This is a genomic window from Dactylosporangium sp. CA-233914, from assembly GCF_050942935.1.
In the GTDB taxonomy this organism is placed as follows: domain Bacteria; phylum Actinomycetota; class Actinomycetes; order Mycobacteriales; family Micromonosporaceae; genus Dactylosporangium.
Map to the genome: position 1 here is coordinate 7,668,205 of NZ_CP192030.1, position 12,626 is coordinate 7,680,830.

Here is a 12,626-nt window from a genome sequence, read left to right on the forward strand (position 1 = left end):
CTGGAGCCGAGATGAAGGCGGCGGCCGATAGGGTCGAACGCGGAGGTTGCGATGGACGAACTGGTCCTGCGGGGTGGTCGCCCGCCTCAACGGTCGCATCACCGTGCAGCAGGTCGCCTTCCCGCAGTACGGCATCCTGACGAACCCGGGCACCGCGACGCTCCTGGAAGAGACGCTCGCGGCGGGCGTCGACGCGATCGGCGGCCTCGACCGGGCCGGCCTCGACCGATGGACGAACCCGACCGCCGCGTCGGACCGCCGCCATGTCCTCACCGCGACAACCCACCAACAAAGATCAACAAGGCTCCGTCAAATTGTTGATCAACAGTTAATGAAAGGCCGAGGCTAGGCCTCGACAGCGCTCGGGCGGACGTGGTCGCAGCCAGGCTGCCAGTGTCATGCAATGGGACGGCACCGTGAAAACCGCTGCGGCACCGACGCTTACGCGGTGGGGACTCGCACGAATCAACGACTCATGACACTAATTGCAGGTTCCCTGTCCGTAGGAGTACAACTTCGGCCCAGCCAACGGGGTCGCCCGGTTACCGGCGGCATCCGACGCGTTGACCGTGAAGGTTACGTACCCGTGGGGAATCAGCGGCAAACCCGGCACCGACGCCTCAAACAGCCCGGGCGTCGTGCTGTTCCTCATGGCCAGTTCTCCGCTGGTGTTGTTGTCGCTGTGGTAGGTGAGGGTCACCTTCAGTTGCGTCGGCGGGTCTGTCGCATCGGTGACCTTCACCGAGAACCGGGAGACGGCCGAGGCACCACATCCCTGGTCCAACAGATAGTTGGGTTTCGCGCTGACCGGACCGACGATCACCGGTGGCGTGGCGTCGGCGCGGCGGGTTGCCGTCGCCGACGCACGGGGGCCGGCGGACTTCGTCGCAGGGGGCGTCGTGGTCGACGCGGGTCGGGTGGTGGACCGGTCGGACGGCGTGGATGACTGCGTCGGGTCCGGACCAGCCGGCGATGGCGAGAAAGCCGGCGTGACAGTCGCCGACGGAACTGGCGCCGGGGCTGATGCTGAGTTCGCCGGCTTGCACGCGGCCAGGCCCAGGAGCACCGCGACGCCGGCCGGCACCAGTCCGCACCGGCCGGGAGGAAGAACCATGAGATACACCTCCAGCAGGACAAGTAACTGCCAGGCCTTGAAAGGCAAGAACGTTTCTGCCGCTCAGGTCGTTGCGGCCCGCAAGATCCTACAATGCTCCACATGGCATTGTCGCACTGCTATTTGTAGCGGATGTCCAAAAAGTCGAATTGCCTGGTCAAGGCCGGCCAGCACCGCGGCGACCGGGGATCCGGCAACACCACGTGACCATCCCACAACAGAGCCCAAGGCTCATGCTCCGGCCCAGATCACTGCTGCACGTACGGGTTGGCCCACATCCGGTCCCTGTGCGAGCACGGCATGAACACCTGCTTCTCCGTCGGCGTAGCGATCGGCGAACCGGTCCGCGACGCGATCCGGATCGCCGTCGACCACCCCGACGAGGCGTTCGCCGCCTTGCAGGCGTACTCCGGCCGGACCTCGAAGCGACGCGGGCTGGAGTTCGCGATCTGCGACACAGGAATCGGCATCTTCGATCATCTGCGCAAGAACCCGGGGAACCTCGACGTGCAGGATGACGAGGCTGCGCTTCGGCGGGCGCTGCAGCGCGGCGTCACGGGCACCGACGACAAGCGCGGCAACGGCCTGGCGGACCTGTTCAACGTGACCGGCACCGCCGGCTACTTGCTGCTCGTTCTGCGCAGTGGGCGAGGGCTTGCCAGCGTCGCGGCGCGCCAGCATGATCGACGACCAGCGTATGCGACAACTGCGGACGAGATCAGGGGAACATGGGCGTGGCTCCGGGTGCGAGATCCGTGACGGCGTGTTTCAGTGGTTTCACTGAACCTGGAGACAACGGTGGATTCCGCTGCTCTGGACTTTCCGGTGAGTCAGTTCGGCGCCTTCCTGGCGACGAGAAGCAAGGCTCAGCAAGCTCGAGAACGCCTGGAAACGGAAGTCAGGAACGCTCCCGCGAGCGTCGTGGCCACCGTCGACTTCGACCGCGTGGAGGCAATGACGATCAGCTTGGCCGACGAGTTCGTCGGCAAGCTGTACACCGCCCTCAGAGCGGGTGACCTCCCGCACCATCGTGTTCGACGCGCCCCGGCATGCCCGCGGCTTTCGAACCCTCATCGTCGACAACCTCGACCTGGGCCGGCCACACAACGTGGAGATCACCTTCGGCCGTCGAGTCCGACGCGACACCCTCGGCACGTTCCGTACCGCCATCGACCGCCGCGACAACGGCGGCGTGCTACTTAACGTCTTCTACCGGCACTCCCCCATCAAGCAGTACCTCAAAGACGGCCGCGCCATGCGCATCGAGACCGTCATCAATCACCCCCGCGACCTTGGCTGCAACGCCTGCCTGCCCAACCTCGACGACCTACAGACCAAAGCCCGTGCCTGCAACCGACGGATCCTGGACGCTGAACATGTCGGTCAGGGCTGCGTCCTCGCGAGTCCGGCCTTCGAACGGATCGCGCACCCCACCGTTGACGCGGCGGGCGACAGGACCCCAGCCCTGCGGTTCGGCGATCCTCGGGGCATGGCCCGCTGCCAAACGCTGCTCGCCGCAATCGGCTTCACCGACAAGAGCCTGCGTGACCGCCTGGATCGAGGCGTGGTACATCGACCCGAAACCATTCACCTGAACCAAGACCGCCGACGAGACCCTCGAAACACTCACCGCCTACTGTCAACGATTCAACGACTCGGGACACTAACGCCGAGGTGTCAATGGCGGTCATGACGGAGCGGGCGGTCACATCGTTCGCGGCGTGACCTGGGCGATGTACGCCCGGACGTCGGCGGGGGGAACGCGAACTATGGCGACTGGCACGGACACGAGGGCACCTCGGGCGAGCGCGATCCGAGGCAAGCCGGGCCTATACGGCGGCAAGCTGGCTGGACAGCTCGCCGCTGACCCGGCGCAGCGCCGCGGCAGCGGACGCCTCGTCCTCGCCGGATAGCGTGACGCTGGTGCCCATCAGCGCCATTGCGGCAACTACCCGGGTCTGCTCGAATACCGGTGCCGCGAGCACGCGTACGCCGTAGTCGACCTGGGTGTTAACGGCCATGCCCGTCCGGCGAATCTCCTCAACAATCTGACGCAGTTCGCTCGAGGCGCGCATTTGGCGGGCCACCGCGGGAGCCTCGCTCGGAGGCAGGAACGCGCAGAAGATCCGGCCCTGGGCGGACCGGGTCGGGTGCAGCTGGGCGCCCACCCGCACGCGAAGCCGGATCTCCCCTGTGGTGTTGTCGAGGCAGCGCACTACCGTAGCGGTCTCACCGTTCCACACGCTGAGCACGACGGTGCGGTCGGTCTCGGCGAGCAGCCGCTCCAGGAACGGCTCGGCGGCCGTGACGATGGGCAGCCCCGCGCGGGCCGCAGCTTCCAGGGCCAGCACCAAGGGGCCGATAGCGTACGTGTCAGAGCCTGTGTCGTAGCGCAGTAGGCGGGCCTCGCGCAGCGCGCGGGCGTAACGGTGCGCCGTGGCCTTGCTGAGGGCCAACTCGGCGACGATCTCTGCGAAGGTAAGCCGGGGACGGTCGACGGTGAAAATGTTCAGGACAGCGGCAAGCCTCTGGACGGTCTGGATTGCCGGGGCATCCGTTTCGCCTTCGCGTAATGCGTCCGCCATACCACAACCTCCATGTACCACCATCGCCTCCACCAACGCCGAACTCTACCGGTGCGGGGGCGGATCCTGCTCGGCAAGCCGGGCGTGACCACACGCTACGTTCCTCTTCATGGGATATCGCATCACCGATGGTTACCCAGGGCAGGTAGTCGACGCCACCGGAGCTGACCGCCGTGCCGAGCCCAAAGCGGCAGGACGGCGCACTCGCTGCCTGGGTCACCGCCTGGGCGCAGCGGCGGTGACCGTGCGTCAATTAACGACGCGAGAACCACGTCGGCCAGGCCGGAGGCAACCTTTCAGCCACGTCGCGATATGCCGACAGACGAGAATTCCTGCTCTACTCCCACCTCGACGCGCTCACTCTCCTGCGACCCTGCCTCCGACCGGCAAGTCATCGACGCTGAGAAACCAATCGCCTCGCTGGGCATCGACTGCGCGAAGCGGCTGCGCTGGTCCGGCTCGCCAGAGCGGCCCGCGCTCGTCTCCACAGACTGGCCACATCGCTCGCACTGCTGCTGTCCAGTGCCGGCACTCCACTTACCGTTCGGCGGAACGACGGCATCCGGCCTCGCCCCCCGGCGGCGGCAGTGGTGGCGAAGACTGGCCGCCGAACATCGTCTTCGCCCGAACCTGGGCGTGTTCGTCCAGATCCGGCTCAAGGCGCCGTTCCATGGTGGGGCCATTCGGACGAGGCCGGTAGCGCTGGCGCCGTATTGCATCTCGTCATTAGGCGAACGGCCACCAACGTCGGCGACCATCGACACCACTGGTCCTGCGTGCCATGATGGCGTCTCGCCCTTATGCTCGAAGTGCAGAAGGGATTCACCGGGATGGCGGACGATGCCGGCAGCACCGCGGACGGCGGTTCGCCCACGGTCGCCACGCCGACATTCCAGACCGTGCAGCGCGCCGCGGCGATCCTCAGCGCCTTCACGGTGGGACGGCCTCGGCTCCGGCTCAACGAGCTGACCGCCAGCCTGGGCACCAGCAAAGCCACCGCGCACCGTTACACCAAGGCGCTACGGGAGAGCAGCCTGTTGCGTTTCGACGAGCGCGAAGGCGTGTACTCGCTGGGGCCAAAGATCCTCAACCTCTCCGCCGCCGCCCGCGCCGGTATGCCGGTGATCGGCGTGGCCGGACAGCACATGCAGCAGTTAGTCCGCGAGGTCGACGAGACGGTTGTGCTCACTGTGTGGGACGGCGACTCGCCGGTGGTGGTTCACGTCAACGACAACACCGATCGGCTGGTCCAGGTGAGTGTCCGCACGGGATCCCGACTGTCGCATGTGGAGTCGGCGCAGGGCAAGGTGTTCTGCGCGTTCCTACCGCCAGAGATGGTGCCCGGCCTGGAGCAGCAGCTCAATGCATCTCGCGCGCTGCGCAGGGAGCTTGCGGCGATCCGCACGGACGGTGTATCGGCGAACACTCCGTCGGTGAACGGGGTACGCAGTATCGCCGCGCCGGTCTTCCGCAGCGCATCCCTGATCGCCTCGCTTGCAGTGGTCGGCACCACCAGCTCGGTGCCGGAAGGCACGGACTCCCCGGTCGCTGCGGCCGTGATCCGAGTCGCCGCCATGGTGACGGCGGAGCTAAGCCGCGAGCCAACCTAGCGCGTTCCCGGCGACCTAGGACGTCTGACAACCCCGCGTCCGCACCTCGCAGCTTCGGGGCGGCCGGGTGCCTGGTGCTGGTTCTCGGCTCGCTCTCCGCCGAGCGACCCTTGGCACAAGCCGCCCGACCTCCTGGGGAGCCCGCTGCGGCGACCTGGCAATGAGATCCGGGCCGGGGTCGCCGTGATCCGCCGGGATGCGCTGTCGGTCGAACTCGCCAACCATCACGCGTAGGCGCAACTTCCCCGCCCGGGTCAGCCCGCGCCGGCGGCGCTTGACCCGGGTGTCCAGGCCAGGGATGACCTGGACGCGGGTGGCCCACTCGGCGCCGGTTGTGGGCGAGTTGGAGATAGCGCGCCACCGACCCGTCCTTGTTCCGCCGCTGAATCTTCCGCAAGTACATGCCCGCGTCTCAGGCAACAACCCTGACCAGAACAGTCCCCGCGGCAAATCCGTTTACCCACGCCCCCAGACAGTCTCGGTGGACGCCAGCCCTCTCACCTGCGCAGATCCGCCACCGACCCGCCCCGCATGCCCACCAACTGTCGAACTCGGACGGACTCTTGCCGAGGAACTCCAGGAGACCCCAAAAAACGCTGTCCCATCAGCGCGTCAACGCCTGATACGATCACCGCCGTACCGCATCGCAAACCAGTATCTCTGATAGTAGAACGGTGTGCGCCCCCGATGAAGATCTCTTCCATCCGCTCCTGGCCGGTCACCGTCCCCTCAGACCGGGGACCGATGTCCTACTTCTTCCTGCGCGTCGATACAGACGCCGGGGTCAGCGGCTACGGCGAGGCGTGCGACAGCTACGGCTGTTCATACGGCACCGTGCTCGCTACGCTGATCGACGACGTTTACGCACCGCTGCTGATCGGCCAAGAGGTAACCGCCGCGCCCGCCGTCGCAGAGCAGTTACGTCTGGCCACCAGGCGCCGACTCGGGGACGCCTGGGTGGCGGTGCAGGCGCGCAGCGCCGTCGAGATCGCCCTCTGGGACCTATTGGGCCGCGCCGCCGGCCGGTCGGTGAGCGACCTGATCGGCCGGGTCCGCGACCGGGTCGCTGTATACGCCTCGGCAGCCTTCCTAGAGGAGGGGCCAGCCGATTGGCACGCCGACCAGCTCAGGCCGATCCTCGACCGTGGGGTGCGGATGGTAAAGCTACGCGTCGGCCCGGACTGGCGCGCGGACCTCGAAACCCTGGCCCGCGTACGCGACCTGCTCGGCCCCGGCATTGAGGTGGCGATTGACGGCAGTGAGACCTACACACTGCCTACCGCACGGGAGATCGCACGGCGGCTGGCCGATCTCGGCGTGGTGTGGTTCGAGGAGCCGATGCCCCAGGGGGCCAGGGCGGGCATTCAGGAGCTGGCTCGCTGCTCACCGGTGCCCCTCGCCTACGGCGAGCACCTCTACGGGCGTGACGAGGCAATCGGCGCGATCCGCAACGGCGAGCTAAGTGTGCTCCAAGCCGATGCCGCCACCACCGGCGGCATCGAGGAGGCGCGGCAGATGGCGCTGCTCGGCGCGCACTTCGGCGTCCGCGTCGTGCCACACAATTGCGCCGGGCCGCTGGCCCTTGCCGCCAACCTGCACGTCGCCGCCACGATCCCGGCGGTGCGCCTGCTCGAATACCCCATCAACTGCATGCCGGCATACGCTACGTTGAGCCCTGAGTCACCGACGGGCCTTGACGCCATTGTGGACGGTGAGCTGGCGATCCCGGACGGCCCCGGGCTGGGCATGACGCTGGACGAGTCAGCCCTCGCCGCGAACCCCTACCAGGCGCTAGGCAGACGGGTCGCGGGCACCCTCGCCGGCGTGCCCGACCGCTTCGTCGGCGACCGCTAGTGTTCTGAGTCATTGAAAGCTTTATTGATTCGAGTGCAGTAGTTGGCGAGGTTGTCGAGGATCTCGTCGGCGGTTTTGGTCCACACAAAGGGTTTCGGGTCTTCGTTCCACGCCGCGATCCAGGCATTGACGTCGTCTTCGAGTTCTTTGACGCTGCGATGGGTGCTGCGGCGCAGCTTGCGGTTGGTCAGCTCGGCGAACCAGCGTTCGACCAGGTTGAGCCAGCTCCCGGAAGTCGGCGTGAAGTGCAGGTGGAAGCGGGGATGCGCGGCCAGCCAGGCCTTGATCGCGGGGGTCTTGTGCGTGGCGTAGTTGTCACAGATCAAGTGCAGGTCCAGATCACTGGGCGTGTTCTTGTCGATGGTCTTGAGGAAGCGCAGGAACTCCTGGTGGCGGTGCCGACGCTGATGCTGGCCGATCACCTTGCCGGTAGCGATGTCCAGAGCAGCGAACAGGCTGGTCGTTCCGTGGCGCACGTAGTCGTGCGTGCGACGTCCCGGTACGCCGGGCATCATCGGCAGCATCGGCGCGGTGCGATCGAGGGCCTGCATCTGCGATTTCTCGTCCACCGCGAGAACGACCGCCTTGTCCGGCGGGTCGAGGTACAAGCCGACCACGTCGCGGACCTTGTCAATGAACAGCGGATCAGTCGACAACTTCCAGGTGTCAACCAGGTGGGGCTTGAGACCGAACGCCCGCCAGATCCGCGAGATCGCGCTTTGCGACATGCCGGTGGCCCTCGCCATCGACCGCGTCGACCAATGACTGTCCTGATTGGACGGTACTTCCTCAAGCGTCTTCACGATCACCGCCTCAACCTGCTCGTCGGTGACGGTGCGCGGCGCCCCCGGCCGCGGCTCGTCACCCAGGCCGTCCAGCCGATCGGTAACGAACCGGGCCCGCCACTTACCCACCGTCGGCAATGACACACCCAGCTGCCTGGACACCTCGCTGTTGGACAGCCCTCGCGCGCACGCCAGCACGATCCGAGCGCGGACCGCCAACGCCTGCGCGGTCTTGCCTCGACGCGCCCACGCCTGCAGCACGTCCTGCTCGGCCTGGGTCAGCTCCAGCACCGCCAACTTCGGACCACGACCATCACCCATAGCCCTAATCTACCAACGAATTAACGACTCAAGACACTAGCAACTATCTCCGAACTCCGGTGGTCCGGCTTGCCGGACGGGTCGGCGTGCGATGCCTGAGGCGACGCACGCCGACCAGCTCACCGCGTTACTTGCGCAGCACGGCCAGGGCGTCGGACCAGGCGATCACCTGGTCCAGGGTCGCGGTAAGGGTGTCCGCCTGGTGGGCGCCCGGCTTCAGCGTGGCAAAGTTCTCAAAGTCGGTGTAGAGCGACAGCGCCACCTGGGCACGGACCGTGGCCAGCTGGAGCTCGGCCGCGATCAGCCGCAGGTGCTCCACCGCTCGGACCGCACCCACCACGCCGTAGCCGACGAACCCGGCGGCCTTGTTGTTCCACTCGGCATAGAGGTAGTCCAGTGCGTTCTTCAGCACCCCGGTCGTGGAGTGGTTGTACTCCGGAGTGACGAAAACGTACCCGTCGAAGCCCGCGATGCGCTCCGCCCACGCCTTCGTGTGCTCGTTGGCGTACTGCCCGCCGGAGGCCGGGATAGGCTCGTCGAGGTGCGGCAATGGGTGATCGGCGAGGTCGACGATCTCGAACTCCGCGTCGGTGCGCTTCGACGCCTCCGCGTACACCCAGTCGGCGACCTGGGTGCTGTAGCGGCCCGGCCGCACACTGCCGACGATGATGGCGATCTTGGTCATGCTTGCGTGCTCCTCATACTCGGACGACTTTCGTCGACTGATCGAGCGCACGGTAACCAGGCTTGATTCCCAATGGGAAAGACGCACTATTTAGTGCGTCACGCACCTGCGGATGCGTTTTGGAGGAGAACAGCGATGACGACGACAGACGCGGAATCCACGTCTTCCACATGCCGGGACGAGGAACTGAGGGGGCTGCTACGCGGACTTCTGACGAGCATCGGGGACAAGTGGACACTCGCCGTCGTCGGAGCACTCATCGGCGGTGAGTGCCGCTTCACCGTGCTGCAGCGGCGCATTGACGGCATCTCCCATCGGATGCTCACGAAGACACTGCGCGACCTCGAGCACGACGGTCTGGTCACGCGCGGCGTGCACGCCGAGGTGCCGCCGCGGGTTCAGTACGCGCTGACGCCCCTCGGCCTCACCCTCCTCGATCCGGTCACCGCCCTCACGCGTTGGGTCGAGGAGCACGGCAGCACGGTGCTACGCAACCGCCAGGCGGGACCGCCCCGATAACAGCGCCGGGGGCCGGCTTCCACCGCCGCCCAGATCATCATCCCGTCGACGCTGAGACTTGGCGGTTGACGTCGGCTCCCTGTCCGACACGCCTCGCATCCCTGGGTCGTCATCACGGATGCGGCGAAGCGACGGTCCTTTCCCGCGACAACCGGTCAGTCTGCCGGCTTGTACCGCTTGTCGTGCTGCCGTTGAGCTCGGACCACGTCGAGGGCACGCGTGGTGATCCAGCCCAGCAGATCCTGCACCGGCACCGTGAGTTCCTGACCGAGTTCGGTGAGTGCATACGACACTTTGGGTGGGGTGGCCGGACAGTCACTGTTGCATGCGTCACCCCGCGCCGCGGCCGCATGCCGGACTGCCTCAAGACCTACCACGACGTGGGGAGCTTACCCCGAGGTATGTACCTACCAATCGAAAGCTGGAAACCTATTGTGAGCTTCACTGCGATCTCAAGAAGGGGTCTCCCCATGACAACCAACCCGATTCTGGTGATCGGCTCCACCGGCAACGTCGGCCGTCAGGTCGTGACCCAGCTGGCCGAAGGTGGCCTGCCGGTCCGTGCGCTGGCCCGCCGGCCCGAACGGGCCGGTCTGCCCGACGGTGTCGAGGTCGTCCAAGGAGATCTGTCCGATCTGGACAGTCTTGGCCCGGCGCTGCGTGACGTGGACTCGGTGTTTCTGATGTGGCCGCTGCCTTCCGGCGACCTGGCCACGGCGATCGCGAACACGATCGCCACCAGCGCCAGCCGACTGGTGCTGCTGTCCTCGACCGCGGCCAGCGACGAACGCACCGACCGGGAGAACCCGATCAGCCAGGTCCACTTGGCGGTGGAGAGGGCGATCGAGCGCACTACTCTGGAGTGGACGTTCCTCCAGCCACATGGTTTCGCCACCAACACCCTGGGTTGGGCACCTCAGATCCGGGAAGACGGCGTCGTTCGCGGCGCCTACGGCTCGGTGGTCTCCACCCTCATCCACGAGGCCGACATGGCGGCGGTCGCGGTAGCAGCACTGACCACCGACGGCCACGCCGGCGCCAAGTACGACCTCACCGGCCCTCAGGCACTCACCCAGATCGAGCAGGTCCGCGTGATCGGCGAGGTGATCGGCCGCCCAACGCGCTGGGAGGAGACAACCCCGGAGGTCGCCCGCGAACAATTCCTCACCTGGATGCCGGCGCCGTACGCGGACGCCATGCTCGCCGCGTACGCCCGCCTGGCCGCCGCCGAACCCGACCAGCCGACAACGACGGTGGAAACGGTCACCGGCACGCCGGCGCGCACGTTCTCCCAGTGGGTAGCCGACCACGCCGCCGAGTTCGACCCCGACGGCCGGGCAGCGTTCACACAAGCTCAGCCGCCGCTACGCGCATCTGCCAACCGGTAGCGGCCACTGCTGACCGCCTGAAAGCGGCCCGACGTCCAGATCGAAGCGCACGCAGACACCCTGCCGCATCACGATCAGCGAACTTCACTTCCGCGGTCACACTATGCCGTGCGTCGCCGCGTCGGCGTCGGAGTCTGGTTGTTCACGACTCCGCTTCTGCGATCCGACGATTGTCCTCCGCGCTCGCGTGATTCGCCTTGCGTCCAAAGACGAAGCGGCTTGTGATCGCGAGCACCACGACAGCGATCGCGCCATAGCGCGCGGAGAGGCCGAAGCCGTGGGCGACAGCAGCGGCGGCAAGGTTCTCGACGGTCTCGCCGGCCGGCAGCCTTGATTCGATGTTCGTGAGGGAAGCCGTGTCTTCGCCGTTCGCGACCCGCTGGGCCAGGTCAGCGAGGTTGTCCGCGGACAGGCCTGATCGCCAGGAAGGTCAAGCGTGCGGTCATGTCAATGCCGGAGGCCATACCCGAACGCGCCTCGGGCACGCTCGCGGTGGTCGTGTTGGTCACGGGCGTGTTCGCCAGGCCCAACCCGTTACCCGCGATCAGAGAGCCAGGCAGGATGGTCACCCAACTGGGCTGGCTGACCGAGCAGCCCAAGTACATCAGGAGAAGCCCTACACCTGAGGCTTATCGGAATCCGATTCCAAGAGGCCAGCGGTGCCCGAGTGTGTACCCGAGCCGGTGGGCGAGCGTGCTACCGATCAGTACCGTGAGGGCTCCGGGGAGCATGATCAGGCCGGCTGTGGTGACGGTACTCGCGAAGCCCTGGGGACGCGGCGCCAGCGCGAAGGCGGGCAGGGCCACGTAGAACAGGTACGACATCGCACCCCAGAGGAACGCGGCCAGGTGTGTGGTCAGGACCGGCCGGTATGCGAACTCAGCGATGTCGAGCAACGGACGAGGCGAGCGGCGTTCGACCATGGTCAGGCTGACGGCGAGGAGCACGGTTGCCGCGTTGAGACAGAGCGATGCGGGGCTGGTCCACCCCCATGCACCGCCCTGGGTGATCGTCACCAGCAGGCATACCAGGGTAGCGGCCAGCAGCAGCGTTCCGGGCCAGTCGAGAGAGCCGGCCGTTGTGGCGGCGCCGCGCGGCACCCAGGACAGCACGAGGATCAGGCTGAGGACCGCCAGACCGGCACTGAGGATGAACAGCGAGCGCCATGAAGCGTGATCGGTGATCACTCCGCCGAGGACCAGCCCGATACCGGCCCCGCCGCCCATGAGCCCGGACAGAAGGGCCGTGGTGCGGTGCAGATGTCGCAGCGGCACGGCGTCGTGCGCGACCGCGAAGGCGAGCGGCACCAGGGACAGCGCTGGGCCCTGCAGCACGCGTCCGGCGATGAGCACTTCGATGCTGGGGGCGGCTGCGGCGACCACGGTACCGATCGCGTAGATCGCCAGCACGGCGATGACGACCCGGCCGTGGCCGTGTAGATCGCCGAGCCGGGCGAACACGGGAGTCGCGACAGCACTGGAGATCAGGAAGGCGCTCAGGATCCAGGCTCCCCAGCCCGGGGAGGCGTGCAGGTCGTGACGGATGACCGACAGACCGGGCACCACCAGTGTCTGCATCAGCGAGTACGAAGTGACCGCAACCACCAGCGCGGCGAGGGTTCTGGTGGGAAACGCCTGTGGTGCGGACGGACTGTCGTGGGTCATGTTCATCCCATCGTTGAGTGCCAGGTGCGCTGGGCGCTGTCGACGCGGTGCGCCGCCGACTGCGCGAGGTTGCCAACCGCTCTTGAGTACTTGGTCGGTCA

The 12,626-nt window shown here is 66.8% G+C and carries 13 protein-coding genes; 7 read left to right on the forward strand and 6 right to left on the reverse strand.

Annotated features, from left to right (window positions below):
- Positions 1–73: 73 nt before the first annotated feature.
- On the forward strand, positions 74–349 hold the full coding sequence (locus ACQPY0_RS34150) for a hypothetical protein (RefSeq protein WP_432969927.1): 276 nt from the start codon (positions 74–76) through the stop codon (positions 347–349).
- 132 nt (positions 350–481) lie between these two features.
- Here ACQPY0_RS34150 and ACQPY0_RS34155 read toward each other — a convergent pair whose 3' ends face one another.
- Positions 482–1,162 (reverse strand): hypothetical protein, encoded by a 681-nt coding sequence (locus ACQPY0_RS34155; RefSeq protein WP_432969930.1) that lies wholly within the window; start codon positions 1,160–1,162, stop codon positions 482–484.
- Positions 1,163–1,414: 252 nt separating this feature from the next.
- On the opposite strand from ACQPY0_RS34155, the gene ACQPY0_RS34160 reads away from it, so the two are divergent.
- Positions 1,415–1,873 carry a hypothetical protein gene (locus tag ACQPY0_RS34160; RefSeq protein ID WP_432969933.1) on the forward strand — a complete coding sequence of 153 codons (459 nt, stop codon included), beginning with the start codon at positions 1,415–1,417 and terminating at the stop codon, positions 1,871–1,873.
- 253 nt (positions 1,874–2,126) lie between these two features.
- The gene (locus ACQPY0_RS34165) at positions 2,127–2,807 is read left to right on the forward strand and encodes a hypothetical protein (RefSeq protein ID WP_432969936.1); all 681 of its coding nucleotides are present in this window, start codon (positions 2,127–2,129) and stop codon (positions 2,805–2,807) included.
- Between the two features lie 136 nt (positions 2,808–2,943).
- Here the strand turns inward: ACQPY0_RS34165 and ACQPY0_RS34170 are convergent, their stop codons facing one another.
- Positions 2,944–3,699 (reverse strand): IclR family transcriptional regulator, encoded by a 756-nt coding sequence (locus tag ACQPY0_RS34170; protein WP_432969939.1) that lies wholly within the window; start codon positions 3,697–3,699, stop codon positions 2,944–2,946.
- An 800-nt stretch (positions 3,700–4,499) separates the two neighbouring features.
- On the opposite strand from ACQPY0_RS34170, the gene ACQPY0_RS34175 reads away from it, so the two are divergent.
- Positions 4,500–5,309: an IclR family transcriptional regulator gene (locus ACQPY0_RS34175; protein WP_432969942.1), complete on the forward strand. Its 810-nt coding sequence runs from the start codon at positions 4,500–4,502 to the stop codon at positions 5,307–5,309.
- A gap of 687 nt (positions 5,310–5,996) precedes the next feature.
- On the forward strand, positions 5,997–7,163 hold the full coding sequence (locus ACQPY0_RS34180; RefSeq protein WP_432969945.1) for a mandelate racemase/muconate lactonizing enzyme family protein: 1,167 nt from the start codon (positions 5,997–5,999) through the stop codon (positions 7,161–7,163).
- Here ACQPY0_RS34180 and ACQPY0_RS34185 read toward each other — a convergent pair.
- Positions 7,160–8,269, reverse strand: a complete 1,110-nt coding sequence (locus ACQPY0_RS34185; RefSeq protein ID WP_432969948.1) for an IS630 family transposase — start codon at positions 8,267–8,269, stop codon at positions 7,160–7,162. The two genes, ACQPY0_RS34180 and ACQPY0_RS34185, sit on opposite strands and share 4 nt — an antisense overlap.
- A gap of 127 nt (positions 8,270–8,396) precedes the next feature.
- A complete protein-coding gene (locus tag ACQPY0_RS34190) occupies positions 8,397–8,954 on the reverse strand; it encodes an NADPH-dependent FMN reductase (protein WP_432969951.1) in 558 nt (185 codons plus the stop codon).
- A gap of 135 nt (positions 8,955–9,089) precedes the next feature.
- Between ACQPY0_RS34190 and ACQPY0_RS34195 the strand changes: the two genes are divergently transcribed.
- The gene (locus tag ACQPY0_RS34195) at positions 9,090–9,473 is read left to right on the forward strand and encodes a winged helix-turn-helix transcriptional regulator (protein ID WP_432969954.1); all 384 of its coding nucleotides are present in this window, start codon (positions 9,090–9,092) and stop codon (positions 9,471–9,473) included.
- A gap of 155 nt (positions 9,474–9,628) precedes the next feature.
- Here ACQPY0_RS34195 and ACQPY0_RS34200 read toward each other — a convergent pair whose 3' ends face one another.
- Entirely contained in the window at positions 9,629–9,766 is a 138-nt protein-coding gene (locus ACQPY0_RS34200; RefSeq protein ID WP_432969957.1) for a hypothetical protein, read from the reverse strand.
- A 177-nt stretch (positions 9,767–9,943) separates the two neighbouring features.
- Between ACQPY0_RS34200 and ACQPY0_RS34205 the strand changes: the two genes are divergently transcribed.
- Positions 9,944–10,861 (forward strand): SDR family oxidoreductase, encoded by a 918-nt coding sequence (locus ACQPY0_RS34205; protein WP_432969960.1) that lies wholly within the window; start codon positions 9,944–9,946, stop codon positions 10,859–10,861.
- Positions 10,862–11,490: 629 nt separating this feature from the next.
- Here the strand turns inward: ACQPY0_RS34205 and ACQPY0_RS34210 are convergent.
- Positions 11,491–12,525 carry an MFS transporter gene (locus tag ACQPY0_RS34210; RefSeq protein WP_432969963.1) on the reverse strand — a complete coding sequence of 345 codons (1,035 nt, stop codon included), beginning with the start codon at positions 12,523–12,525 and terminating at the stop codon, positions 11,491–11,493.
- Positions 12,526–12,626 lie beyond the last annotated feature (101 nt).

Bases quoted from the DNA above. Each gene is read 5' to 3' on its own strand.
- ACQPY0_RS34160 (WP_432969933.1), top strand. From the start codon at position 1,415: ATGAACACCTGCTTCTCCGTCGGCGTAGCGATCGGCGAACCGGTCCGC.
- ACQPY0_RS34170 (WP_432969939.1), bottom strand. From the start codon at position 3,699: ATGGCGGACGCATTACGCGAAGGCGAAACGGATGCCCCGGCAATCCAG.
- ACQPY0_RS34175 (WP_432969942.1), top strand. From the start codon at position 4,500: ATGCTCGAAGTGCAGAAGGGATTCACCGGGATGGCGGACGATGCCGGC.
- ACQPY0_RS34180 (WP_432969945.1), top strand. From the start codon at position 5,997: ATGAAGATCTCTTCCATCCGCTCCTGGCCGGTCACCGTCCCCTCAGAC.
- ACQPY0_RS34185 (WP_432969948.1), bottom strand. From the start codon at position 8,269: ATGGGTGATGGTCGTGGTCCGAAGTTGGCGGTGCTGGAGCTGACCCAG.
- ACQPY0_RS34190 (WP_432969951.1), bottom strand. From the start codon at position 8,954: ATGACCAAGATCGCCATCATCGTCGGCAGTGTGCGGCCGGGCCGCTAC.
- ACQPY0_RS34195 (WP_432969954.1), top strand. From the start codon at position 9,090: ATGACGACGACAGACGCGGAATCCACGTCTTCCACATGCCGGGACGAG.
- ACQPY0_RS34205 (WP_432969960.1), top strand. From the start codon at position 9,944: ATGACAACCAACCCGATTCTGGTGATCGGCTCCACCGGCAACGTCGGC.
- ACQPY0_RS34210 (WP_432969963.1), bottom strand. From the start codon at position 12,525: ATGACCCACGACAGTCCGTCCGCACCACAGGCGTTTCCCACCAGAACC.